We start from the raw sequence: 22,506 nt of genomic DNA on the forward strand, positions 1-22,506 counted from the left end.
TTCCATCCTGGGGAAATCATGCCCACCATCACCATTCGCACGACCGCGCTGTCCACTACCGAACGACGGGCCATCGCCGTCCGGCTGACCCGGTGGTTCGGCGACCACGACAGCGACCGCAAGCATGTGGTCGTGCGGTTCGAACGGACCGAGGAGGGCACGGTGTTCGTCGGCGGCCTCCCGGTCGAAGCCCTGCCACACGAAGACGAAGGGTTGCACCACGCCAGTGTCGTCTGCTGTGTGTCCGTCGGACGGGACGAAGCCTTCTACGAAGAACTCGCCACCGTGCTCGCCGACTCGCTCGGAATGACCGCCGGAACTCCGTTCCTCTACCTGGAATTCCGGCCGACACCCAAGGAATCCGTGTACTTCGGCGCCCAGGGACGACTTCGTCGCGCGGACGCCACACTGAGGGGAAACCGATGACCTTATCCTCCGTCCCCACCCTCGACTCGCTCCAGCGCCGGACCCGGACCGTGCTGGCCGGCTTGTTCGGCCCGGAGATCGACGACCTTCCCGCCGACACGCCGCTCCCGGAAACACTCGGCGACCGCTACGACAGTCTCGGCGCGATGGAATGCGTGACCGCGATGGAAAAGGAGTTCGGCATCGAAGTCGACTTCGTCGAGCACGACGTGCGCTACACCTTCGCGCAACTGGACCGCATCGCCGAATTCGTCCACTCCCAGCTGGAAGACCGGGCCGTTTTCGGAGGGTCTCGATGACGGCACCGGAAATCGAGTTCCGCACGTCCGGGCACACGGGTTCACCCGCCGTTTGGCTGCGCACCCCGGACCAGCTCCGGGCCGAGGCCGGGCTCATCGCGGACGAACTCGTCGGCGAGATCGAGCAGATCGTCAGCTTCGCGCCGGTGGAGCACCTGTTCGGCCGGTTGTTCGCCCAGGTCCTGCCGGAGCTTCGCGGCGTTCCCGTGCATCACCTCACCCACGCGCCCACCGGTTTGCCGCCCGAGGTGGAGGAGAAACGGACACTGTTCGTCTGCCTGCCGTCGAGCTGGCTGGTGCTGCGTCATCTGCTCGGCAGGCTCAAGGCACTCCCCTCGGCGGTCGCGCTGCACGGGACCGGGCCGACGGTGCAGGCCACCGGTGAGGTGCTCGCCGCGTTGTCCGGCACCGGTTTCCGCGCGTTCGAACTGTTCGGGTCCACCGAAACCGGTGGGATCGCGCACCGGGAGATCACACCGCCGGGCACCGGGACGGGACGGTGGCGGCTCCTGCCCGACGTCGAGTTCGCCGATCCGAGCGCGGGTCCGGGCCAGTGGCTCAACATCCGCAGCCCGCGGCTGGCCCGCCGCAGCGACATGGCGACCCGGCCGGACACGTGGCAGCTGCCCGACGTGATCCACCGCGACGACCGGTCCTTCGAGTTCCACGGGCGGGCTTCCGCGCTGATCAAGGTGAACGGCGAGCGGGTCAACCTGGAGGAACTCGCGACCGCGCTGCGGAACTCGGTCGACGGTCTGGACGTGGCCTGCCTGCCCGTGCACGATCCCGTCCGCGCCGAGCACTACGAACTGTTCTACAGCTTCGATCAGGACCTCTCCCACCGGGAGATCTCCGCCCGGTTGCGGAAAGTCATGCACGACGTCACCCCGCCGCGAGCGGTGCACCAGGTCCGGCGCATCCCCCGGACCGCGACCGGGAAGATCGCGGTCACCGCCCTGTACGCGCTCACCCAGCAGGAACCCAGGCCGGCGCTGGAAGGAGCGAGCTGATGGCCGCGGCCCCCCGTCCGCGCCCGTCCGATCCCGCCACGTCGCTGAGCAGCTACGCCGAAAACGCGGGAATCGCCTATCCGGACGATCGCCCGGAGCTGCCCGATCTGCTCGAACTCCCGCTCGCCGAACGATGCGACCTGCACGACCGGGGCGAGTGGGACGACCGGAAATGGGCGGAGCAGAACGAAACCTGGCATTCCGTGGCCGACGCCCGCTACCGCGCGGTCACCTCACGACGCGGCCCGGGATCGGGTACACCGCTGATCCGGATCGGCGTCAAGGACACCATCGACGTCGCCGGTCTGCCGACTTCCTTGGGCCTGCGGCACTACCGGCACCATCCGGTGGCTTCGGCGAGGGCGCTTTCCCGGCTCGACGGCGCCGAGGAGCAGGTGATCGGCAAGGTCGTGAGCACGGAGCTGAACATCGGCGTCGGCTCGGGCTGCGTGAACCCTTACTTCCCGCACATCGACCCTGCCGGCTCGAGCACGGGTTCGGGGGTCTCCGTCGCGGCCGGTCTCTGCGATCTCGCGATGGGCACGGACGTCCTCGGTTCGGTGCGCTGGCCCGCCGGGCACTGCGGCACCGTCGGCTTGCGGATGACGCACGATCCCGGGCTGCTGCACGGTATTTTCCCTTTGTCACCACCGATGGACGCGGTCGGCTGGGTGGCGCGCACGGCCGAGGACCTCGCGTTCCTGTGGCAGCGCCTCGGGCTGCGCGCCCTGCTCGGCCAAGCCGGGCAACCGGTTCCCGCCCGATACCGCATCGGCGTGCCCACCGACGTCCGGGACGGCTCGTGCGATCCCGAGATGCTGGAGACGCTGGACCTGGTCAGCGCAGCGCTGTCCGACGACGGCCACGAGCTGACCGACCTCCGGGTGGGGGACGATCTCTGGCGACGCCGCGGCGACGCCTGGCAGCTCTGCGCCCGGCAGGCGTGGGACGGCTACCGGCAGTGGCGGCACTGGATCACCGTGCCGGTGCACCGGAGTACCGAACAGGCGCTGGAGGTCGGCGCACGGGTGACCGACGCCGAGTACACGGAGATCCTCGACGCGATGCACGCGTGCCGTCAGGCGAACGCCACCCGCTTCGGGGACGACATGCACGCCTGGCTGCTGCCGCTGGATCCCTCTCCCCCGCCCGATCTGCGGACCGGAAGCCCGGCTGCCACCACCATCCCGGCCCCGGGAGAAGCCGACTACGACCGGCGCATCGGGTACACCCCGATCGCCAGTTTCGCCGGACTGCCCGCCATCGCCGTGCCCGCCCGGCTCAGCCGGGTGAACCGCGCGCCGCTCGGGGTGCAGATCGTCGGGCCGCCCGGTAGTGAAGAACGGTTGATCGACCTGGCCCGGCGGGTACAGCTCCGGCTGAAACCGCCGGAGCTTCGCCCCGCGTGATCACCACCACCCCACCTGGAGACCGCGATGATCCCCCGGACAATGCTGGAAATCGCCGCCGCCCACCAACCCGACTGGTCCGCACCGGAGGAGCTCTCCGCCGTGCGGAACGCCTTGCGCACCAGACCTCCGCTCGTCGACGCGCATTCCTGTTACGCCCTGGCGGGTGAACTCGAGTTCGTCGCCCGCGGGGAAGCCGTGGTGATCCAGGCAGGCGACTGCGCGGAACTGTTCTCCGATTCGGCGCGGCACCGGGTCCAGGCCAAGGCCTCCCAGTTGCACCATCTCTGTGAAACCGCCGAAACCGCCGGGGTCCCGACCGTCCGCATCGGCCGGTTCGCCGGGCAGTTCGCCAAACCCCGTTCCTGCGCGACGGAAGTCCTGCCGGACGGCACGGAAATCCCGGTCTACCGCGGCGACGCGGTGAACGGCGTGACCCCCACGGCCGCGGCCAGGCGGGCCGATCCGGCGCGGATGCTGACCGCCTACGATCTCGCGGCGAGCGGCCTGGACGCGTTGTTCATGCGGCAACTGCTGCTTCTCGAGGGTGGCAGCGGGATCGGTTCGTTGCTGGCGCCGACCTACATCAGCCACGAAGCCCTCCTTCTGGACTTCGAACACGCGCTGCTCCGCCCGGATCCGGCCCGAGGCGGCGACTACGCGTCTTCGGCCCACATGGTGTGGATCGGTGAGCGCACCCGGCAGCTCGACCACGCGCATCTCGCGTTCGCCGAACGGATCACCAATCCCGTCGGCGTGAAGATCGGCCCGAACGCGACGCCGGAAGAGGTGATCGCCATCGTCGACCGGCTGGCCACCGGACATCGCCGGGGCAGGCTGAGCCTCATCATCCGTATGGGCGCGGAGAAGATCGCGGACCGGCTGCCCGCGCTGGTGGCGGCGCCCGGCACGCGTGCCGGGCAGGTGACCTGGCTGTGCGATCCCATGCACGGCAACACCAAGAAGACCACGGCGGGCCAGAAGACCCGGGTGGTGACCGAGATCCAGGCAGAGATCACCCGGTTCTGCCGGATCCTGCGGGAGCACCGCGTCCACCCGGGCGGACTCCACCTCGAGGTGAGCCCCGATCCGGTGACCGAATGCGTGGACACGGTGACGGAACTGTCCGGCGCCCTCGACCTGGACAGGTACGAGTCGGCCTGCGACCCCCGGCTGAACCCGGATCAGGCGCAGCGGGTCGTCCGGCATTTCACCCGGTCGCTCTGATCCGCGTCCGGTGGGCAGGGTCGTTCGCGGCCTCACTGTCCGTGAAGGCCTCCTTGAGGGACTCTGGGTCCCTCAAGGAGGCCTTCACGGAACGGGATCATTCCCTCGCGCCTCAGTAGCACCACCAGTCACAGCCGCCGCGCGTGAAGGACCCCTTCCCTCGGCTAAGCCGAGAAAACTCGACCTTCACACCTTCCCGAGTACATGAAGGCCCCCTTCCTTGCGCCTAGGTACAGGAAGGGGGCCTTCATGTACCTAGGAAACGACCGCCTCAAGCCAGAAGTCACAGCGGTCACTGCTGTCACGCATGCGCGTGAAGGGCAGCTTCCACTCCACCGGACCGGCGCCCTGATCCGCCAGCAGCTGATTCGCCCGGCTGAACGGCCGCGAGCTCAGCCCGCCCGCGTGACCGGGCGCCGGGTACGGGTCCTGCCCGACGATCAACACCGCACGTCGCGCAACGGCTGCTGGAAGCGCCCGCAGCACATGCTCACCCGCCGGGAGAAACGTCCGGCCCCGGCGATCTCCGCGCGGAGGAATTCCGGCGACCTGCGGCGCCACCGGTTCAAGGGCCCGCGCCCAGCCCGGCGGGGTTCAGAGCACCGAACCGACATCACCGACATGCGAAACACCGTGATCGTTGCAGCGGCCCTGGACCTCGCCGAGGAGCACCCGGAGCAGTGAGGAGAGCTGGGCGCGCTGCTCATCGCTCAGCCCGGAGATCAGTTCGAGTTCCCGCTCCAGCACGCGATCGACCGTCTGCTCCACCAGGGCGTGCCCGGCCGGGGTCAGGGTCACGTACACGCTGCGGCCGCGCGGTTCGGTGTGCCGCTCGACCAGCCCCTCGCGTTCCGCGCGGGCCACCCGCTGCGAGATCGCCCCCGCGGTGACCAGGGTCAGCTTCGCCAGTTCCCTGGTCGTCAGCGAGTACGGCGGTGAGCTGCGCCGGAGCATGCTGAGCAGGTCCAGCGTGGCCGAATCGACGTCGGAATCCAGCAGGACGCGGCGCCGGTCCTCACCGAACAGCTTCGCCAGCTGCCACACCCGGGTCACGATGCCGATGGACTCGGTCGACGTGCCGGGCCGTTCGCGCTGCCATGCCGCCTCGATCTCGTCCGCGGCGTCCGGCGTGGGGTCCTTTTCGGACGTTGCACTCATCCCAGACCTCCACCGCGGTTGTCGGCTGCACGACGCACAGCCTATCATTTAGGCCTAAACGTGAGTTAGGACCGGCGAACACGAAGGAGGCTAGATGACCCGGACGATCCTGGTCACCGGCGGGGGCACCGGCATCGGCAGGGCCGTGGCGGCGAGATTCGCGGCGTCCGACGCCGTCGTACACATCACCGGCCGCCGCAAGGACGTACTGGTCTCGGCGGCGGCCGACCTCGGCTCGTCGGTCCGGCCGCTCGCCTGCGACGCCACCGATCCCGAACAGGTGACCGCCGCGCTGGACTCGCTGGACGGGCCGATCGACGTACTGGTCAACAACGCCGGCGGCAACACCGACTTCGACCTCCCCGAGCAGGACGGGCTCGCCGGGGTCCTCGCGCACTGGCGGGCCAACCTGGACGCCAACCTGATCAGCGCGGTGCTGACCACCACCGCTGCCCGGGACAAGCTGGCCGAAGGCGGATCGGTGATCCACATCGGATCCATCGCCGCGGACCAGGGCGCCGGATCGTACGGCGCGGCCAAGGCGGGACTCGCGTCATGGAACGTCGACCTGGCCAAGCAGCTCGGGGCACGCAAGATCACCGCGAACGTGGTTTCGCCGGGCTACATCCGCGAGACCGAGTTCTTCCGGGACAAGCTCCCCGCCGAGCGGGCCGAGCAGCTGATCGGCGCGACCAGCACCGGCCGCGCCGGGATTCCCGCCGACATCGCCGAAACGGTGTACTTCCTCGCTTCCGCCGGCGCCCGGCACATCACCGGGCAGACCTTCGGTGTCAACGGCGGCGCCCACCCGACCAGGTAAGGACGAGAATGGTTGCCGTCGCGGAAACATCACCCTCGACCGTGCCCGGTCCACGTGACTGGGCGGGGATCGGGGTGGTGCTGCTGGCCACGTTCATGGGCCAGATCGACATGTTCATCGTGAACGTGGCCAGCCCGCCGATCCAAGCGGATCTGGGCGCAAGCTTCGGCCAGATCCAGTTCGTCATCGACGGCTACGTGATCGCCTACGCGGCGGGCATGGTGACCGGCGGCAAACTCGGCGACCGGTTCGGCCGCAAGAAGGTGTTCCAGTACGGGGTGGCGGCGTTCACCGTCGCCTCGTTGCTGTGCGCGCTGTGTCCCACGGCGAATCTGCTGATCGTGGCGCGGGTCGTGCAGGGCGCCGCGGCGGCCGTCCTGATGCCGCAGGTGCTGTCGATCATCCAGGGCACCTTCGCCCGGCCGCGGGACCGGCAGCGCGCGATCGGCGCGTACGGCTCGGTGATCGGGCTCGGGGTCGTCGCCGGGCTGATCGGCGGCGGGCTGCTCCTGAACGTGGACGTCGCCGGGCTGGAATGGCGGACGATCTTCCTGATCAACGTCCCGATCGGGTTGCTCATCCTGCTGGCCGCGCCGTCGACGGTCAGGGAGAGCCGGAGCGAGGTCACCGCACCGCTGGACATGGTGGGCACGGTGCTCACCGCGTCCGTGCTGCCGATCCTGCTGATCCCGTTGTCGCTCGGCCCGGAACACGGCTGGCCGCCGTGGATCTGGGGCTGCTTCGCCGCCGCGGCGCTGCTGACGGCGGGCCTGTTCCGGTACGAGAACAGGCTCGCCGCACGCGGCGGGGATCCCCTGTTGCCTGCCCGGGTCCTGCGCGGGCGCGGATTCCCGGCCAGCATGGCGACGGTGACGGTGTTCTTCGCCGGCAACGCGGGCTACTTCCTGGTGCTGACCTACTACCTCCAGTCCGCGCTGCACCTGGACCCGCTGGCCACCGGGGTGGTGTTCGTGCCGCTGGGCGTCGGATTCGCGGTGGCTTCGGTGGCCGGACGACGGCTGGCCGAGCGCTACGGCACCCGGGTGCTGATCACCGGCGCGCTGCTGATGTTCGCGAGCTTCCTGCCGATGCCGTTCATCGTGCAGGCGGGAACCGGCACCCAGGCAGTCGCGCTCGCGGCCACCATCGGGCTGTCCGGGATCGGGCAGGGACTGGTGGTCTCGCCGCTGGTCGGCATCGCCATGGCCCAGGTGCCCGCCGATCTGACCGGGGCGGGGTCGGGCGTGCTGAACACCGTCACCCAGGCCGCGATGGCCGTCGGGATCGCGGGGATCGGCACGGTCTACCGCGCCGCGCTGGGGCGCAATCCGCAGGACACGGCGTCGATCCCCGCGAGCGACTTCGGTGACGCGTTCGTCGTCACCTGCGGGGTGCTCGCGGCGCTCGCCGTGGCGACGGCGGTAATGAGCTGGGTGCTCGGCCGATCGGGAACGGCGACACAGGCGGGAGCCGGGCTGTGAAGGACAGGGAACACCGGCCGGTGGAACTCGACGGCGAGAGCCTGGACCTCGCCGGTGTCCGGCGGATCGCCGAGGACGGGGCGCCGTGCACGGTGGCCCCGTCCTCGCTGGACGCCGTCGCGAGGAACCGGAAGTCGTTCGAGGAGCTGGTAAGCCGCGGCGTCCCCGTCTACGGCGTCACCACCGGGTACGGCGAACTGGTGCACCATCCGGTCGGCGCCGGCGACGAGGTGGCCCTGCAGACGAACCTCGTCCGCAGCCACAGTGCCGGTGTCGGCCCGCTGTTCGCCGAGGACGAGGTCCGGGCGATGATCGCGGCCAGGCTCAACGCGCTCGCCAAGGGCCACTCGGCGGTGCGCCCCGCCGTCCTCGACCGGCTGGCGGCGTACCTGAACCTGAACATCACCCCGGCCGTGCCGGAGATCGGGTCGCTGGGCGCCAGCGGGGACCTCGCGCCGCTCTCGCACGTCGCCGTCACCCTGCTCGGCGAGGGTCACGTCCTCGAAGACGGCGAACGGACACGGACCGGACCGGTCCTCGAGCGGCACGGGCTCGTTCCGCTCGAACTGCGGGCCAAGGAAGGGCTCGCGCTGATCAACGGCACGTCGGCGATGACCGGGCTCGGCGCCCTGGTGGTCGGCCGCGCGCTGGACCAGGTGCGGCAGGCCGAGATCATCTCCGCGCTGGTCCTGGAGGTCCTGCGCGGTTCGACGAGCCCGTTCCTCGCCGCCGGGCACGAGCGGGCCCGGCCCCACCGCGGTCAGATCGACACCGCGGCGAACCTGCGCCTGCTGCTGGACGGCAGCGGGCTCGCCGTCGGTCACGCCGAACTTTCACGGCAGGCCCGCGACGGCGACGGCGAGGTCTACCTGCAGAAGGCGTACACCCTGCGTGCGGTGCCGCAGGTGCTCGGCGCCGTGCGCGACACCCTCCGGCAGGCCGAAGCAACACTGGAGATCGAACTCAACTCCGCCAACGACAATCCCTTGTTCTTCGGCGAATCCGGTGACGCCGACGAGGAAGAGATCTTCCACGGCGCGAACTTCCACGGTCAGCCGATCGCCTTCGCGATGGACTACTGCACCATCGCGCTCACCCAGCTCGGCGTGTTCTCCGAACGCCGGACGCATCGGCTGCTGAACCGGCATCTCAACGACGGCCTGCCGGAGTTCCTCATCTCGAGCGATCCCGGTCTGAACAGCGGGCTCGCCGGCGCCCAGTATCCGGCGAGCGCGCTGGTCGCCGAGAACCGGACGATCGGCCCCGCCAGCATCCAGAGTGTGCCCGCCAACGCCGACAACCAGGACGTCGTCAGCATGGGCCTGATCGGGGCCAGGAACGCCCGCCGGGTACTGGCGAACAACAACTGGATCCTGGCGGTGGAACTGCTCGCCGCGGCGCAGGCCGTGGACGTGTCGGGCCGGTACCGGCGGCTCGGTCCGCTCGGCCGGATCACCCACGACCGGGTACGGGCGACCGTCCCGGCCCTGAACCGGGACCGGTATCTGAGCGACGACATCGGCGCGCTCGCCGCCGCGCTCTCGCGTGGCGACTTCCTCGACGCGGTCGTCGGCCAGGGAGCGAAACTACGGTGACATACGACGATGCCCTGCCCACGCGTGTCCTGGGGAACGGCGGTCCCCCCGTGTCCGCGCTCGGCCTCGGCTGCTTCGGGATGAGCCGGGCCTACGGTGACGCGGACGACGCCGAATCGATCGCCACCGTCCACCGGGCACTCGACCTCGGCTGCACCTTCTTCGACACCGCCGAGGTTTATGGCCCCTTCGACAACGAAGCACTGCTCGGCGACGCCTTGCGCGGACGGCGCGACGAAGCGTTCATCTCCACGAAGTTCGGCTGGGAGTACGCCCCGGACGGCACCCGTGGCAGGTTGAACAGCAGGCCCGGCCACATCCGCCGGACCGTCGACGCGATGCTCGTCCGGCTGCGCACCGACCGCATCGACCTGTTGTCGCAGCACCGGGTCGACCCCACGGTCCCGATCGAGGACGTGGCCGACGGCGTCGGCGGGCTGATCGCCTCCGGCAAGGTCCGGTACTTCGGCCTGTCCGAAGCCGGGACGGCCACGATCCGCCGCGCGCACGCGGTCACCCCGGTGACCGCCCTGCAGACCGAATACGCCTTGTGGGAACGCCACATCGAGGCCGAGATCCTGCCTCTCCTGCGCGAACTGGGTATCGGCCTGGTCGCCTATTCCCCGCTGGGCCGCGGTTTCCTGACCGGAAACGCCAAACCCGCGGAGGAGTACGCCGCCGACGACTACCGCCGGCGGGATCCTCGTTTCCAGGGTGAGAACTTCCGCGCGAATTCCGTCGCCGTCGACGAGGTCTGCGCCGTCGCCGCCCGGGTCGGCGCGAGCCCCGCGCAGGTGTGCCTGGCGTGGCTGCTGGCCAAAGGTGACGACGTCGTGCCGATACCGGGTACCAAGCGACGGTGGACGCTCGAGGAGAACCTCCGGGCCGTGTCTCTGGGGCTCGGTCCCGAGGACATGGCATTGCTCGACGCGGCGGTGCCGGCCGGCATCACAAAAGGCCAGCGGTACCCGGAAGACGCCATGTACATGAACGGGCTCTGACGCCGGCTCGTCGGGTTCGGTTCAGTCCCCCACCCGGCCGGTGTCGTACGCCCACATCGCGATCTCGACCCTGTTCCGGGCGCCGAGTTTGGTCAGCAGGCTGGCGACGTGGGTCTTGGCGGTCGTCAAGCCGATGAACAGCTCGACGGCGATCTCCGCGTTAGTGCGGCCGCGGGCGACCAGCGTCAGCACCTCCTCCTCGCGTTCGGTGAGCGGCTCGATCGGCTGGGTCCGCCGGCTCGACGGTTCCCTGCCGGCGAGCGTGGCCAGCAGCCGCCGGGTGATGTTCGGTGCGATCAGGGCATCGCCGACGGCGGCGGCATGGACGGCCTGGACGAGCAGCTCCGTCCCGGCGTCCTTGAGCAGAAAGCCCCGGGCGCCGGCCCGGAGCGCGCCGTGGACGTACTCGTCGAGGTCGAACGTCGTGATCACGACCACCGCGATCGGGTCCGGGACGCCCCTCCCGGCGAGGAGCTTGGTCACCTCGATGCCGTCGAGGCCGGGCATCTGGATGTCGACCAGGCACACGTCGGGGCGGAGCCGACGCGCCAGCTCGACGGCGGCGTGGCCGTCGGCGGCCTGGCCGACGACCTCGATGCCGGGCTGCGCTTCAAGGATCATCGACAGGCCGGTGCGCACCAGATCCTGGTCATCGGCCACCAGCACGCGCACCGTCATCGGCGTACTTTAGTCGGCAGTTCGGCGTCGACCGTCCACCCGCCCTCGGGCGCGGGCCCGGCGCGCAGCGTGCCGCCGAGCAGCTGCACGCGCTCGGTCATCCCCAGCAGCCCGAAGCCGTGGTTCACCGGCCGCGCCGGGTCGATCCGTCCGTCGTCGGTCACGCGTAGTCGCAGCGTTCCCGCGCCGTCCACGACCCGGATCTCCACCCGCGAGGCGTCGCGGGCATGCCGCAGGGCGTTGGTCAGCGCCTCCTGCGCCAGCCGGTAGACCGCCGCGTCGATCTGGGGCGGAAGTTCGTCCAGGTCCTCCGGCAACTCCACGTCGACGACCGGGGCCGGGGCGCTTCTGGCGAGGGACGTCAGGTCGGCAACGCCGGGCTGAGGGGCGTACCCCGCCGGTGCATCGCGCAGCACGCGGACCATCGCCCGCATCTCCGTGAGCGTCCGCGACGCTTCCCCTTCGATCGCCGCCAGCACCTCGAGTGCCGCCTCCGGTCGCCGGCCTGCCATCGCCCGGCCCGCCTGCGCCTGCACGGCGATCGCCGAGACGTGGTGGGCGACGATGTCGTGCAACTCGCGCGCGAGACCGACCCGCTCCTGGCCGCGGATCTGGTCCAGCTCCCGGCGCCGGCTGTCGGCGCGGTAGCGGAACGCCGCACCACCCGCCGCCGCGGCCGCGAGGATGGCGAACCCGCCGAAGATCTCGGTCGGCCCGATGTGGTCGGGGACCATGCCGATTCCCGCGGCGACCGCCACCACCGCCAGCCCGATCACGATCTCGCGCCCGGAGCCCCAGCGGACCAGCGCGTAGACGAACACCAGGACGTAGATCATCGTGTCGAGGCCCAGGCTCGTGGCCTCGCCCAGCAGGCTCGCCAGCCCCAACGCCATCGCGGCGCCGAAGGCCACCACGACACAGATCAACGGGTGGCTACGCCGCCACAGCAGCACCGGCGCGAGTCCGACCGCCACGATCGTCGCGAACGGCCGCCAGGCGAGGTCGTCCCGGAGGACTCCTTCGAGCAGCGCCGTCGCCATCAACGCCGCGACCAGCACCCAGTCGCGCGAAACCCGTTCGGGAGCGTCGGTGGCGCGCGGCTCGGCCCACAGCGAGCGCAGGGCGTTGGTGGTCACGCACTCAGCCTAGGGACCGCCGAGGCGTCAGGGACCGACCGAAAGAACGAGACGCCGCTCCTCCCCACGGCCGGGGCGGGTCCGGCTTCGACGACGATGTGCCCGCCGCCCGGCTCGGCGATCGTTGGCCCACCGGTCCTCACGACGACAACGGAGCCCACGATGAGAACACCTCAACCCGCCACGACCGCCCTGGACGAGCAGCGGATCCCGGTGAGAGCCAAGCTCGCCGCGGCGTGGACGAGCCTCGTGCTCCTGTACGCCTATGTGGACATTCTCGCCTTCTTCAAACCCGGTGTCGTCAAAGACATCGAGGCCGGCGTCGTCTTCGAGTTCGACATCAGCCAGACGTTGTTCGCCGTCTTCCTCACGCTCATGGCGATCCCGGCCTTCATGGTCGTGCTGTCGATGATCCTGCCCGCCCGGGCGAACCGCACCACGAACCTCATCGTGGCCTCGATCCAGGTCCCCTTCGCGGCGTTCAACGCGGTGGGCGAGTCCTGGCGGTACTTCTACGGCCTCGGCGTCGCACTGGAATTGATCGTCCTCGCCCTCATCCTGCGGTACGCCTGGACCTGGCCCCGCACCGCACGGTGAGCTCGTCTACACCGCGAGCGCGACCGCCAGCACCAGGTCCGCCTTGTGCGTGATCGAGACCTGCACCTCCACCACCCCGCGCGCGGCGGCTCCCGCGGCCGCCGCGCCGGTGAGCACCACCAGGGCCGCTCCGGAATCGGCTCGTTCGACGGCGATCTGGCGCGGCGCGACGCCGTCGGCGAAACCGGTGCCGATCGCCTTCGCGACGGCTTCCTTCGCGGCGAACCGGCCCGCCAGGAACTCCCGGCATCGATCGGGGCCGAACCCGGCCGCGGTGGCGAGTTCGGACTCGGCGTAGACGTAGGCACGGAACCACGGCCGTGCCAGCAGCCGGTCCAGTTCGCCGACGTACAGCAGGTCGGCCCCGATCCGCATCTTGCTACCCCGCCGGGAAGGAGAAGACCGCGGCGTGACTGCGGCCGCTCACCGGGTCGGTGTCGCAGAGCACGACCTTCCGGTACGTCTCCTGCCACGCCGGCCAGTTTCCCGCCAGGGCGAGCCACACACTGGTGCAGTACGAGCCCGGCGCGACCCGGTGGACGTCTCCCGCGTCGACGGTTTCCGTCACCCACGGACCGAGGACCACGAGCGTGCCGGGCTCCCGGTGCGGTGCGAGCAGCTCGCCCACCGTCCCTCCGGACGACACCGACGCCAGCCGTGGCCCCGGTCCGGTGCCGAGGACCAGTGCGGCACCCGAGTCGACCAGCCCGCCGTCGTCGACCAGCGGATGCGGGGTCGGGAGCGTCGTCTGCTCCAATACCGCGACGACCGCCTCGTCGCACCGTCCCGACCGCTGATACGCCGCCACGACGCGCAAGGCCGTGAAAGGCGCGGCCAAACCCTGCTGTGCCACGGAGAAAGTGGTCGCCGTGACGTCGAGCCGGTCGGCGAGATACGGCGCCACGGCGGTGAACGGCAGGACGTCGGGCAGGGCGTGGGTCACGATGACCAGCTGCGGGCGGCTCGTGCGCACGCCCTCGGCTTCCAGTAACCGGTCGGTCAGCGCCTTGTGCGAGACGTGCGCGCCGCGCTGCCAGCGTTCTTCGTCCACTTTGGACCCGAACGGTTCGACGAGATCCGCGAGGAACCTCGAGACCGCCGCGTCCTCCCGGTAGCCGGGCCCCGGCGGCGAGATCACCGCGCTCGTGCCGCGCAGGGTCGGTTCACCGCTCATGACACTCCTTCCCCGATGGCCTGCCTGGATTCGACGTAGTCGGCGAACGAACGGACGGTGCGGAGGCGATCGATGTCGAGGTCGTCCGGATCCACCGTGATGTCGACGGCCATCTCCACCAGCATCAGCAGTTCCAAGACCTTCGACGAGTCCAGCCGCAGGTCGTCGAACAGCCGCGTGTCCTCGGTCAGCCCGGTGATCTCCCGTTCCAGGACGTCCCCGAGCGCGTCCCCGATCGCCGACACCACCTCGTCGCGGGCCGTCACGTCCCGCTCCCCCGCGTCCGATGGGTGATCACCATGGCGCCGAACGTGGCACCGAGACCGACCGTCACGAGCACGTAGCGGGCACCGTCGACGAGCCTGCCGTTCTCCCGCAAGGTCGTGTAGTTCAGGAACACGTCCGACGAGAAGCAATGGCTGAGCTTGGGGATGTTCTCCAGGAAGAACTTCTCCGGCGGCGCCTCCAGCGCTTTCACCGTCTGCCGCCAGGCGAGGGCGTTGACGTTGTGCGGGATCACCAGATCGATGTCGTCGAACCCGCATCCCGCCTCGGCCACCGCCTCAAGGATCACCTCGGCCAGCCTCGGCCCGTAGAGCTCGCCGAATTCGGTGTTCTGCTCCGGGGTCAGCGCCAGCCATTCCGCGTACTGCCCCAACGTCTTCGTGACGAAGGAGTGCACGACGTCGCCGTCGCCGTCCACCGTCAGCAGGCACGCCGACGCCGCGTCCGCCATGATCGCGGTGTTGGGGATCAGCTGCACGATCGGCGAGAACGCCCGCTCGCCGGTCACCATCAGCGCGTAACCGCCGGTCTCACCCTCGGCCCGCAGCAGCTCGGCCGCGACGTCGATGGCACCCAGACTGCTCACACAAGCCTGGTGGGACAACGCGAACGCCTCGACGTCCACCAGCCCCAGCCGCCGCACGAGCTCCTGGGCGATGTCGACGTCGGCCGGCGCGAGCGCCTGGGTCGTATGCGCGAACACCAGCCTGTCGATCCTCCGGCCGGCGGGCAGCGCCGCCAGCGCCCGCTTCGCGGCGGGCAACAGGAGGTCGAACAGGTCCATCCCGGGATCGAACCGGAGCGTGTCGAGGCCGTAGAACTTCCGGAACACGCCGAGTTCCGCCCGGCGCAGCCCGAGGTGCTCGCCGAGCTCCTCGATGCGGACGCTGCGGTCGGGTACGAACGATTCGACGCGTTCCAGTGTGGTCGCGCCCATCAGCCCTCCAGGTATTCGGCCTGCAACAGCCAGAGCCGGTTGGCGCCGCGGCGTTCCGGCGGCTGTACCTCGTACGGCCAGCGGTCCTCACCCGCGCCGGGCTGGCCGGGCTCCTTGACGGCGTCGACCTTCCAGCCGTGGGCCAGCAGGAACTCCTCCGGCTCGTCGGTGCCGAAGATCCACGGCGTCCCGTCGTCGGCCAGCCGGTCGAGGAACGGCTTCGAGAACGGGCTGCGCAGCAGGGCACGGCCGAGGATGTCCAACGCCAGCCTGCTTCCCGGCGCCGACACCGAACCCAGCGTCTTCAGCAGACCGCCGGCCTGCTCCTCGGTCAGGAAGAAGGTCAGCGCCTCGGCCACCCACAACGTCGGGCGGGTCGGGTCGAAGCCCGCCTTCTCCAGGTCCGGCAGCCATTCGCGGGTCAGGTCGGCGGGAACGACCCGGCGATCGACACGCGGCTCGGCGCCCAGTTCGGTCAGCCGCCGCTGCTTCTCCACCAGCAGCGGCTCGTGGTCGACCTCGAAGACGACGGTGTCCTCGGGCCAGTCCAGCCGGAACGCCCTGGTGTCCATCCCCGCCGCGATCAGCACGACCTGGCGGATGGAGGGATCCGACCGCAGCTCGCCGATGGCGTCGTCGAGGAACCTGGTCCGGATGCTGATGAACGGCAGCAGCCCGCCACCGGCGTAGCGCTCGATCAGCCGGAACCCGTCCGGCGCGGCGAGGGCGCTCGCCAGCGGGTCGGCGAACAGCGCGTCCTCGCGTTCGGACTCGAGCGAACGAGCCGCCGCCATCCATTGCGCGGTATAGGAAACGGCGTGCATCAGCTGACTCCCGCCCCGGCGAAGAACGCCTTCTCGATGGCCGACAGGGTCTTGAAGTCCGCGATGTCGATGTTGTCGAAGTCGACCTCGACGCCGCTCGCGTCCTCGATCACGTAGACCAGCTCGACGAACGAAAGCGAGTCGACCAAGCGGCTTTCGATCAGGTCCTCTTCGAACGCCAGCTCGGTGCGTTCGGGGTGCCTGCCGAGAATCCAGTCACTGACCTTTTCGATACCAGGGGCGGGCATGTCTTCTCCTTCGAGGTTGTTTTCTTCTCAGTCCGCGGCGGACACCGCGACCGCGATGGCGTAGGCGTCGTCGTGGGTGATGCTGATTTCGATCTCGCCGAGCCCGGCTTCCCGGGCCAGCCGCGCGGCGCGTCCGGTGAGCCGGACCACCGGCCAGCCGCCGTCGCTCTTGAGCACTTCGGTCGAGAGCCAGGGCACGGGCTGCCCACCGACGTGGAAGAGTTTGAACACCGCTTCCTTGGCGGCCAGGCGTCCCGCGATACCGGCCAGATCCGGACCGTCCGGAGTGGACGAGCTCAGCAGTTCGGCGGACGAGAGCATGCGCCGCAGCGCGGGTTCCGCGTCCTGGGCGACGAGCTCGCGCACCCGGCTGAGCGGGACGACGTCGATGCCGATCCGTCTAGCGGGCATGGTCACCCGGCCCGGTCCGCCGCCGCTCGGACGGCCGCCAGCGCCGTCGGGAGATCGCCGTGGTGGACCTCGGTCAGCACGGCGAGCCAGCGCTCCAGGCCGAACGCCACACAACTGGTGTAGGCGAACTCCTTGCCGTCACCGAAGCGGATGTCGCACCGTTCGCCGAAGAAGTTGCGATGGGTGTTGACCGAGGCGATCGCGAGGGTGCCGTGCTGGAACTCGTATTTCACCGGGCTCAGCTTCTGCAGGAGAGCGCGGGCGCCGTCGTTCTGGAAGAACGGATCGATCGCGGCCTCCTTCTCCAGGCCGAGGCCGAGTTCGCCGGAGAACGCCAGGATCCTTTCGGTGAAGCGGGAAACGACTTCCTGCGTGTGCTCGAACGAGCCGAGCGCGACGATCTCACGCATCTGGAAACTCGCCAGCCGCCGCAATCCGCTGTAGTGGTCTTCGCTGCGGAAACAGCGGTTGACGAGCGTCACGATCTCCGTCTCGGACACCTTCGTGCCCTCGTAGAAAAGGTAGGCCCCGTAACAGGTCGCGTGCGGCAGACCGTAACGGCCGTCCTGCAGATCGCCGCCGGCGAACCGCCCGTCGACCGGCTTTCCCTCCCGGCCGGCCAGATCCAGCGGACCGGCCACGAACGCCAGGTGCGGGAAGTTCGCGTAGACGTCGAACTTCTCCAGGTCGGTGACCGGGTACAGCGGCGGCGGGCTGATCTCCCGAGCCCCGGCGGCGCCTGCCCAGCCAAGGAAGGTCCGGTCGAGTTCCTGGACCAGGGCGGTCTCGTCGGGACCGAGGATCGCCAGCGCTTCGGCGCCGTCCACTCCGGTGGTGCGGGTCATCGGAGGATCCCCGTTCGCTCCAGGTACTTCAAGGTCTTGCGGAACACCTGTTGCTCGGTGGCCGGCCGGGTGGGCGCGTCGAGCAGCGCACGCCGGAGTTCCAGCGGGTTCTCGATGCCGGCGTCGCGATAGACCTGCGGGTTGTACAGCGACTCGAAACTGTAGGTGAGATACCGCCGGAGATAGGCCGAAACCCCGACGAGCTCCTCTTCGGTCGCCGTCTTCTTCAGGTCGCCGTAGAGATGCTCCACCAGCTCCCGGCCGAACGCGATATGCCGCGATTCGTCCTGATGGTGGATGCGGTTGATCGCGCGGATCGTCTCGTGCAGACGTTCGTCCCGCGCCATCAACGAGTTGTAGTGGTCCACCAGCTCCTCGAAGATCAGGATCCTCGCGAACACCAGAAGACTCTCCACTTTGGACGAAGACGCGGGCGGGATGATGACACCGGCACCCGGTGCGCGGTAGATCTTTTCGCCGTAGCGCAGGCAGAATTCGGCGAAGAACCACATGTGCTCGTTCTCTTCGCCGATGAAGTGGTGGAAGAACTCCGACGGCGTCTCGAAGCCCGCCGTGTGGATACGCGCGACGACCTCGATCAGCAGCTCGCGGATCCCGTGCACGTTGAGGCTGTAGAAGTTGATGCTTTCGAACCGCGACAAGGCGAAGAGCTGCTCTTCGCTCAGTGTCGTGGCGAACTCGGTGCCGTGCGTGGTGGTGAGCTCGGGGCTCATCCACCACATCCGTTCGGGCAGGCTGCCCGGCCACTCGAACATCTGATAGGGGTTGTAGTAGTCGTCGATCGACTTCGACGAAAGGCGATCGAGCAGGCCACGAAACCGTTCGTCCGCGTCGATGATGTCACTGATGTCACTGGCCACGAAGGTCTCCTCCGTTCTTCCGGACTCGATTCGACGCTACGGCAAGGAATCCGCGCGATTCAACGTCCGCAAGCGGTCTGGCCGACACCGGCCAGCACCCTGGTTTCCCGATGCGGTGGCGATCTAGGGTGGCCGCACAGCGACGACGCGGAGCGGCGGGACCTGGACAGTCCAGGACGTTGCGAAAGCCACTTTCGCAACCTTCAACGTTGCGAAAGTGGCTTTCGCAACACGCCGCCCTTCGCCCTGCCCCTCGACAGAACACGAATGCCACTCACGACCCACTCGACCGGGCGACCGGCGCGAAGTGCGAAGGGACCGGGAACGTATGACCACGCTCGTCGGAGTGGACGCGCTGCGCGTGGCCGAACTCGACCTGCTCGCGAGACGCGGCTGGTTCCTGAAGTTCCTTTTCTCCCAGGAGGAAATCGACGACCTCGCGACGGCGGGCAGTGTCTGTCTCGCTTGCCGGTTCGCCGCGAAGGAGGCGGTGCTGAAGATGCTCAGGACCTGCCTGTCCGGTTCGGTCCCGCCCGCCCAGATCGTGCTCCGGCGGTCCGGAGCGGGCGCGACGTCGGTGGAGTTGCGCGGTGCGGCGTCCGAACGCGCCCGCGCGCTGGGCATCGGACGGGTCGACGTCTCCATTTCCTGTGAGCGGGGGCTCGTGATCGCGGTCGCGCTGGGGACGGCCTGAGCTCAGGTCGCGAGCAGGTTCGCCACCCGGAATCGTTCGACCGAACCGCAGTCGGCGAGGATGTCGTGCGCCTTCCGCAGAAGTCCCTGCCCGGCACCGGGATCCCGTTTCGCGGTGACTTCGCCGAGGACGGCGAGCGCGTGTCCCTCGCCGATCCGGTTGCCGGTGCGGCGATGCAGGGTCAGCGCGCGCTCGGCGCATTCGGCGGCCTGTTTCCGGTCGCCGAGGTCCCGCCGAGTGGTGGCCAGCACCGTCTGGGCCCGGGCGACGAGGAGCCGGAAGTCCCTCCGTGCGGCCAAATCCGCGGCCGCACCCGCATGCGTGACGGCGTCGTCGAGCCGCCCGCCACGACGACAGACCTCGGCCAGCGCCAGCAGGCTGACGATCTCCGCGCGGGTGTAGTGGATCTTGTGGGCGAGTTCGACCGCCTGCCCGGCCAAGACTTCGGGCGCGACGGAAAGCTCGGTCCGGCCCCCGAGTTCGGCCAGTGCCGCGAGCGCGTTCGCCTCCGCCCGGCGATCACCGGTCTCCCGGGCGAGTTCCAGCATCGCCTCGGCGTGCTCGGCCGCTTCGGCGAATTCCCCGGTCTCGGCGCACAACGCCGCCAGTGAACAGAGTGCGGTCGTCTCCCCGTAACGAGCGCCGTTCTCCCGGTGCAGGGAAACACTCTTCGACAGCGACTCGCGCGCATCGGTCAGCCTGCCGAGGTCGAGATAGACCTCGCCGAGCGTGGTGTACACATGCGCGGCGCCGTCGCGATTGCCGGCGCGTTCGATGAGCGAAAGGGCCTGGGCCAGCCGCTGGATGGCCTCCTGTGGCTTGCCCAGCTCTCGCAGCAGTGTCCCGATGTTGTGCAGGTTGGCCGAAAGTCCCGCTTCCCAGCCCATCCGGCTGTTCAGCTCGATCGCGCGGTCGAGTTCGGCGACCGCCTCGTCGAGCGCGCCGAGCTCCCAGTGGACTCCGGCGAGATTGCCGCGCGCGGCGGCTTCCGCCTCCGGCCACCGTTCGGTGGTCGCCAGCTCCAGCGCCCTGGTGTAGTGCGCGACGGCGGCCGTGTAGTCGCCCAGACCGCGATACACCTGAGCGAGGCTTTGCCGGGCGGCGATCCGGCCGCGCGGCTCAGCGTCCACGACCGCCGCGGCCAGCCCGGCCTTGGCGACGGCGACCCAGTCCACGGAATGCCTTCTGAGCCAGAAGAAACCGCGTAGGGCGTCCGCCAGTAACCAGACGATCCGGTGCGGGCCGTGCGCGGCGGCGTCGTGGACGATGGCCATGAGGTCGGCACGTTCCGCTTCGAGCCACTCCAGTGCCTCGGCGTCGTCATCGAAGACGACGTCGGTCTCGCCGAATTCGGCTCCCTCCCGAAGCCGGAGGATCTGCGGCGTGATCCGCGTGACCGCGACGGTCACCGTCGCGAGATACCAGCCGAACAGCCGGAGCCTGGCCGCGTCGCGGCCGGCGGCGTCGTCCTCGGCCCGCGCGCGTTCGGTCGCGTACAGCCGAAGCAGGTCGTGGCACTGGTACCGGCCGTCGGCGCCCCGGGCGACGAGATGCGCACGCTCCAGTTCGGCGAGAGCCTGGGACGTGCTCTCGGGGTCCTGCCCGGCGAGCACGGCTATCGACCGTGCGGTGAAATCCGGCACCTGGACCACGCCGAGCAACCGGAACAAGCCCTGGGCGGCCGGACCGAGCCGCCGGTACGACAGCGCGAACGCGGCGCGGACCGCGGCCGACGGGTCGCCGTCGATCCCGAGCCGGTCCAGCCGGTCGGCCCGCAGCAGCCCGTCGACCACGGCGCCGATCGGCCGGTCCCGGCCGATGCCGATGTCCGCGGCCGCGATCCGCAACGCGAGCGGCAACCCGGCGCACAACCGGACCAGTTTCGCCGCCGCCCGGCGTTCCTCCTTGACCCGCTGCGCGCCGACGATCCTGGCGAGCAGCTTGAGTCCGTCCTCTTCGGTCAGCAGGTCCAGCCGGACGGCGCCGGCGTCGTGCAGGACGACGAGCCCGGGCAATTCCTGCCTGCCGGTCACCACGACGAGGCTGCCGGGACGGCCGGGCAGCAGCGGCCGCACCTGATCCGCCGTGCCGGCGTTGTCCAGCACCACGAGCATCCGTTTGCCCGCGAGCTCGGACCGGTAGAGCGCGGCCAGTTCGTCGGGGTCCACCGGTATCCGGTCGGGCGGGACACCCAGCGAGCGCACGAGCCGGACCAGCGCTTCGGCCGCGGTCACCGTCGCCGACCGCGCGTGGCCGTGCAGATTCAGGTAGAGCTGGCCGTCCGGGAACCGGTCGAGCGCGCCGTGTGCCCATTGCAGTGCCAGCGCGGTCTTGCCCACCCCCGCGGTGCCGCTGACGATCACCACCGGTGCGCCGCCGGCGACCAGGGCGTCGATCCGGCGCAGCTGCGCGGTACGGCCGGTGAACGTCGGCACCGCGGCGGGCAGCTGTCTCGGCACGGCGGAAACCGGCTGTTCGGCGGTGGGCAGGTCCAGCGCCGGATCGGTGCGCAGGATGGCCTGGGCGAGGCCGGTCAGCTCCGCACCCGGTTCGAGCCCGAGCTCGCCGGTGAGCAGGGCACGCGCCCGGCGGTAGACCTTGAGCGCCTCGGCCTGGCGCCCCGACCGGTAGAGCGCGAGCATGAGCTGGGCCTGGAAATGTTCCCGCAACGGATGTTCCCAGACCAGCTCGGTGAGTTCGGCGACGACGTCCGCGTGCCTGCCGAGCGCCAGATCCGCGTCGATCCGCTGCCCCAGCAGGACCAGCCGTCGTTCCTGCAGCCGGTCCGCCTCGACCTGGAGCGCGGCGCTGCTGTCGGCCAGCCCGCCGAACGGAGGGCCCTGCCAGACCGCGAGTGCCTGCCGCGCGAGACTTCCGGCGACGACCGCGTTCCGCCGCTCGTGTGCCGTGCGCGCCTGGTCGGCGAGATCCTCGAACCGCCGCACGTCCAGTTCGCCGGGATTCACCACCAGCAGATAGCCGGGTCTGCGGTGCACCACGCGATCCGGATCCGCCAGCGCGCGGCGTAGCTGGAGGACGTAGAGCTGGAGGTTCTTCGCCGCGGTGCGCGGCGGGCGGCCCGCCCACAGGCCGTCGACCAGCGCGCTCACCGGGACCACCTCGCCCGCGCGATGGAGCAGCAGCGCCAGCAGACGGCGGACTTTCGGCGCGCCCAGCTCGAGTTCGGTATTCCCGTCGCGGACACCGAGCGGCCCGAGAATCGTGAACTCCATATGTCCCCCACTCACCTCGCCGGAATAATCGCGAAGCGCTCGCAACCTTTCCGATTAGTGGTCCATACCAAACTTATACCGGCTCTACGCATGCTTCGGAACAAGAATTCAGCTGGCGGGAAACAAAGTGCGATCGT

Annotated in this window: 25 protein-coding genes; 11 read left to right on the forward strand and 14 right to left on the reverse strand. The window is 69.7% G+C overall.

Features of this window, described 5'->3' with window-relative positions; translation table 11 throughout:
* Positions 1–18: 18 nt before the first annotated feature.
* Genes ACSMFO_RS04925 through ACSMFO_RS04945 form a run of 5 tightly spaced genes read left to right on the forward strand, consistent with a single transcriptional unit; the run spans position 19 to position 4,371 of the window.
* On the forward strand, positions 19–426 hold the full coding sequence (locus ACSMFO_RS04925) for a hypothetical protein (protein WP_038514948.1): 408 nt from the start codon (positions 19–21) through the stop codon (positions 424–426).
* Positions 423–725 carry an acyl carrier protein gene (locus ACSMFO_RS04930; protein WP_038514950.1) on the forward strand — a complete coding sequence of 101 codons (303 nt, stop codon included), beginning with the start codon at positions 423–425 and terminating at the stop codon, positions 723–725. Before ACSMFO_RS04925 ends, ACSMFO_RS04930 begins: the two co-directional genes overlap by 4 nt.
* Positions 722–1,735, forward strand: a complete 1,014-nt coding sequence (locus tag ACSMFO_RS04935; RefSeq protein WP_436457128.1) for a hypothetical protein — start codon at positions 722–724, stop codon at positions 1,733–1,735. Before ACSMFO_RS04930 ends, ACSMFO_RS04935 begins: the two co-directional genes overlap by 4 nt.
* A complete protein-coding gene (locus ACSMFO_RS04940; protein ID WP_436457129.1) occupies positions 1,735–3,144 on the forward strand; it encodes an amidase family protein in 1,410 nt (469 codons plus the stop codon). Before ACSMFO_RS04935 ends, ACSMFO_RS04940 begins: the two co-directional genes overlap by 1 nt.
* A gap of 27 nt (positions 3,145–3,171) precedes the next feature.
* The gene (locus tag ACSMFO_RS04945) at positions 3,172–4,371 is read left to right on the forward strand and encodes a 3-deoxy-7-phosphoheptulonate synthase (RefSeq protein WP_436457130.1); all 1,200 of its coding nucleotides are present in this window, start codon (positions 3,172–3,174) and stop codon (positions 4,369–4,371) included.
* A 255-nt stretch (positions 4,372–4,626) separates the two neighbouring features.
* On the opposite strand, the gene ACSMFO_RS04950 is transcribed toward ACSMFO_RS04945, so the two are convergent.
* Positions 4,627–4,815, reverse strand: a complete 189-nt coding sequence (locus ACSMFO_RS04950) for a hypothetical protein (RefSeq protein ID WP_436457131.1) — start codon at positions 4,813–4,815, stop codon at positions 4,627–4,629.
* A 150-nt stretch (positions 4,816–4,965) separates the two neighbouring features.
* Positions 4,966–5,529, reverse strand: coding sequence for a MarR family winged helix-turn-helix transcriptional regulator (locus ACSMFO_RS04955; RefSeq protein WP_436457132.1), 564 nt, complete (start codon positions 5,527–5,529; stop codon positions 4,966–4,968).
* Between the two features lie 94 nt (positions 5,530–5,623).
* On the opposite strand from ACSMFO_RS04955, the gene ACSMFO_RS04960 reads away from it, so the two are divergent.
* From ACSMFO_RS04960 to ACSMFO_RS04975, 4 genes are read left to right on the forward strand one after another with little or no spacing between them, the layout of a single operon-like run.
* Entirely contained in the window at positions 5,624–6,349 is a 726-nt protein-coding gene (locus ACSMFO_RS04960; RefSeq protein WP_436457133.1) for an SDR family NAD(P)-dependent oxidoreductase, read from the forward strand.
* A gap of 41 nt (positions 6,350–6,390) precedes the next feature.
* The gene (locus tag ACSMFO_RS04965; RefSeq protein WP_436457134.1) at positions 6,391–7,830 is read left to right on the forward strand and encodes an MFS transporter; all 1,440 of its coding nucleotides are present in this window, start codon (positions 6,391–6,393) and stop codon (positions 7,828–7,830) included.
* Complete coding sequence (gene cmdF / locus ACSMFO_RS04970; RefSeq protein WP_436457135.1) at positions 7,827–9,425, forward strand: tyrosine 2,3-aminomutase; 1,599 nt, start codon at positions 7,827–7,829, stop codon at positions 9,423–9,425. Before ACSMFO_RS04965 ends, cmdF begins: the two co-directional genes overlap by 4 nt.
* Positions 9,422–10,426, forward strand: coding sequence for an aldo/keto reductase (locus ACSMFO_RS04975; RefSeq protein ID WP_436457136.1), 1,005 nt, complete (start codon positions 9,422–9,424; stop codon positions 10,424–10,426). Before cmdF ends, ACSMFO_RS04975 begins: the two co-directional genes overlap by 4 nt.
* Positions 10,427–10,447: 21 nt before the next feature.
* Here the strand turns inward: ACSMFO_RS04975 and ACSMFO_RS04980 are convergent, their stop codons facing one another.
* Together ACSMFO_RS04980 and ACSMFO_RS04985 are read right to left on the reverse strand one after the other, a co-directional pair.
* A complete protein-coding gene (locus tag ACSMFO_RS04980) occupies positions 10,448–11,104 on the reverse strand; it encodes a response regulator (RefSeq protein WP_436457137.1) in 657 nt (218 codons plus the stop codon).
* Positions 11,101–12,240, reverse strand: coding sequence for a sensor histidine kinase (locus ACSMFO_RS04985; RefSeq protein WP_436457138.1), 1,140 nt, complete (start codon positions 12,238–12,240; stop codon positions 11,101–11,103). Before ACSMFO_RS04985 ends, ACSMFO_RS04980 begins: the two co-directional genes overlap by 4 nt.
* Positions 12,241–12,402: 162 nt before the next feature.
* Here ACSMFO_RS04985 and ACSMFO_RS04990 point away from each other — a divergent pair, with 162 nt between their 5' ends.
* Positions 12,403–12,837: a DUF6326 family protein gene (locus ACSMFO_RS04990; protein ID WP_436457139.1), complete on the forward strand. Its 435-nt coding sequence runs from the start codon at positions 12,403–12,405 to the stop codon at positions 12,835–12,837.
* Between the two features lie 6 nt (positions 12,838–12,843).
* Here the strand turns inward: ACSMFO_RS04990 and ACSMFO_RS04995 are convergent, their stop codons facing one another.
* From ACSMFO_RS04995 to ACSMFO_RS05035, 9 genes are read right to left on the reverse strand one after another with little or no spacing between them, the layout of a single operon-like run.
* Positions 12,844–13,212 (reverse strand): holo-ACP synthase, encoded by a 369-nt coding sequence (locus ACSMFO_RS04995; RefSeq protein WP_436457140.1) that lies wholly within the window; start codon positions 13,210–13,212, stop codon positions 12,844–12,846.
* A 4-nt stretch (positions 13,213–13,216) separates the two neighbouring features.
* Positions 13,217–14,011 (reverse strand): hypothetical protein, encoded by a 795-nt coding sequence (locus ACSMFO_RS05000; protein ID WP_436457141.1) that lies wholly within the window; start codon positions 14,009–14,011, stop codon positions 13,217–13,219.
* Positions 14,008–14,277: an acyl carrier protein gene (locus ACSMFO_RS05005; RefSeq protein WP_038514973.1), complete on the reverse strand. Its 270-nt coding sequence runs from the start codon at positions 14,275–14,277 to the stop codon at positions 14,008–14,010. The genes ACSMFO_RS05000 and ACSMFO_RS05005 overlap by 4 nt, the downstream gene beginning before the upstream one ends.
* Positions 14,274–15,233 carry a 3-oxoacyl-ACP synthase III family protein gene (locus tag ACSMFO_RS05010; protein WP_436457142.1) on the reverse strand — a complete coding sequence of 320 codons (960 nt, stop codon included), beginning with the start codon at positions 15,231–15,233 and terminating at the stop codon, positions 14,274–14,276. The genes ACSMFO_RS05005 and ACSMFO_RS05010 overlap by 4 nt, the downstream gene beginning before the upstream one ends.
* Positions 15,233–16,057 (reverse strand): SAM-dependent methyltransferase, encoded by an 825-nt coding sequence (locus ACSMFO_RS05015; RefSeq protein ID WP_436457143.1) that lies wholly within the window; start codon positions 16,055–16,057, stop codon positions 15,233–15,235. The genes ACSMFO_RS05010 and ACSMFO_RS05015 overlap by 1 nt, the downstream gene beginning before the upstream one ends.
* A complete protein-coding gene (locus tag ACSMFO_RS05020) occupies positions 16,057–16,305 on the reverse strand; it encodes a hypothetical protein (protein ID WP_037348320.1) in 249 nt (82 codons plus the stop codon). Before ACSMFO_RS05020 ends, ACSMFO_RS05015 begins: the two co-directional genes overlap by 1 nt.
* 27 nt (positions 16,306–16,332) lie before the next feature.
* Positions 16,333–16,716 (reverse strand): holo-ACP synthase, encoded by a 384-nt coding sequence (locus tag ACSMFO_RS05025; protein ID WP_125737616.1) that lies wholly within the window; start codon positions 16,714–16,716, stop codon positions 16,333–16,335.
* A gap of 2 nt (positions 16,717–16,718) precedes the next feature.
* Positions 16,719–17,561 (reverse strand): hypothetical protein, encoded by an 843-nt coding sequence (locus ACSMFO_RS05030; protein WP_436457144.1) that lies wholly within the window; start codon positions 17,559–17,561, stop codon positions 16,719–16,721.
* Positions 17,558–18,442, reverse strand: a complete 885-nt coding sequence (locus ACSMFO_RS05035) for a diiron oxygenase (RefSeq protein ID WP_436457145.1) — start codon at positions 18,440–18,442, stop codon at positions 17,558–17,560. The genes ACSMFO_RS05030 and ACSMFO_RS05035 overlap by 4 nt, the downstream gene beginning before the upstream one ends.
* Positions 18,443–18,770: 328 nt before the next feature.
* Here ACSMFO_RS05035 and ACSMFO_RS05040 point away from each other — a divergent pair, with 328 nt between their 5' ends.
* Entirely contained in the window at positions 18,771–19,136 is a 366-nt protein-coding gene (locus ACSMFO_RS05040) for a holo-ACP synthase (RefSeq protein ID WP_436457146.1), read from the forward strand.
* 2 nt (positions 19,137–19,138) lie between these two features.
* On the opposite strand, the gene ACSMFO_RS05045 is transcribed toward ACSMFO_RS05040, so the two are convergent.
* Entirely contained in the window at positions 19,139–22,369 is a 3,231-nt protein-coding gene (locus ACSMFO_RS05045) for a BTAD domain-containing putative transcriptional regulator (protein ID WP_436457147.1), read from the reverse strand.
* Positions 22,370–22,506 lie beyond the last annotated feature (137 nt).

It is taken from the genome of Amycolatopsis sp. w19 (assembly GCF_051373225.1).
Taxonomy (GTDB): Bacteria; Actinomycetota; Actinomycetes; order Mycobacteriales; family Pseudonocardiaceae; genus Amycolatopsis; species Amycolatopsis japonica.

Bases quoted from the DNA above. Each gene is read 5' to 3' on its own strand.
- ACSMFO_RS04925 (WP_038514948.1), top strand. From the start codon at position 19: ATGCCCACCATCACCATTCGCACGACCGCGCTGTCCACTACCGAACGA.
- ACSMFO_RS04930 (WP_038514950.1), top strand. From the start codon at position 423: ATGACCTTATCCTCCGTCCCCACCCTCGACTCGCTCCAGCGCCGGACC.
- ACSMFO_RS04935 (WP_436457128.1), top strand. From the start codon at position 722: ATGACGGCACCGGAAATCGAGTTCCGCACGTCCGGGCACACGGGTTCA.
- ACSMFO_RS04940 (WP_436457129.1), top strand. From the start codon at position 1,735: ATGGCCGCGGCCCCCCGTCCGCGCCCGTCCGATCCCGCCACGTCGCTG.
- ACSMFO_RS04945 (WP_436457130.1), top strand. From the start codon at position 3,172: ATGATCCCCCGGACAATGCTGGAAATCGCCGCCGCCCACCAACCCGAC.
- ACSMFO_RS04955 (WP_436457132.1), bottom strand. From the start codon at position 5,529: ATGAGTGCAACGTCCGAAAAGGACCCCACGCCGGACGCCGCGGACGAG.
- ACSMFO_RS04960 (WP_436457133.1), top strand. From the start codon at position 5,624: ATGACCCGGACGATCCTGGTCACCGGCGGGGGCACCGGCATCGGCAGG.
- ACSMFO_RS04980 (WP_436457137.1), bottom strand. From the start codon at position 11,104: ATGACGGTGCGCGTGCTGGTGGCCGATGACCAGGATCTGGTGCGCACC.
- ACSMFO_RS04990 (WP_436457139.1), top strand. From the start codon at position 12,403: ATGAGAACACCTCAACCCGCCACGACCGCCCTGGACGAGCAGCGGATC.
- ACSMFO_RS04995 (WP_436457140.1), bottom strand. From the start codon at position 13,212: ATGCGGATCGGGGCCGACCTGCTGTACGTCGGCGAACTGGACCGGCTG.
- ACSMFO_RS05000 (WP_436457141.1), bottom strand. From the start codon at position 14,011: ATGAGCGGTGAACCGACCCTGCGCGGCACGAGCGCGGTGATCTCGCCG.
- ACSMFO_RS05010 (WP_436457142.1), bottom strand. From the start codon at position 15,233: ATGGGCGCGACCACACTGGAACGCGTCGAATCGTTCGTACCCGACCGC.
- ACSMFO_RS05015 (WP_436457143.1), bottom strand. From the start codon at position 16,057: ATGCACGCCGTTTCCTATACCGCGCAATGGATGGCGGCGGCTCGTTCG.
- ACSMFO_RS05020 (WP_037348320.1), bottom strand. From the start codon at position 16,305: ATGCCCGCCCCTGGTATCGAAAAGGTCAGTGACTGGATTCTCGGCAGG.
- ACSMFO_RS05025 (WP_125737616.1), bottom strand. From the start codon at position 16,716: ATGCCCGCTAGACGGATCGGCATCGACGTCGTCCCGCTCAGCCGGGTG.
- ACSMFO_RS05030 (WP_436457144.1), bottom strand. From the start codon at position 17,561: ATGACCCGCACCACCGGAGTGGACGGCGCCGAAGCGCTGGCGATCCTC.
- ACSMFO_RS05040 (WP_436457146.1), top strand. From the start codon at position 18,771: ATGACCACGCTCGTCGGAGTGGACGCGCTGCGCGTGGCCGAACTCGAC.
- ACSMFO_RS05045 (WP_436457147.1), bottom strand. From the start codon at position 22,369: ATGGAGTTCACGATTCTCGGGCCGCTCGGTGTCCGCGACGGGAATACC.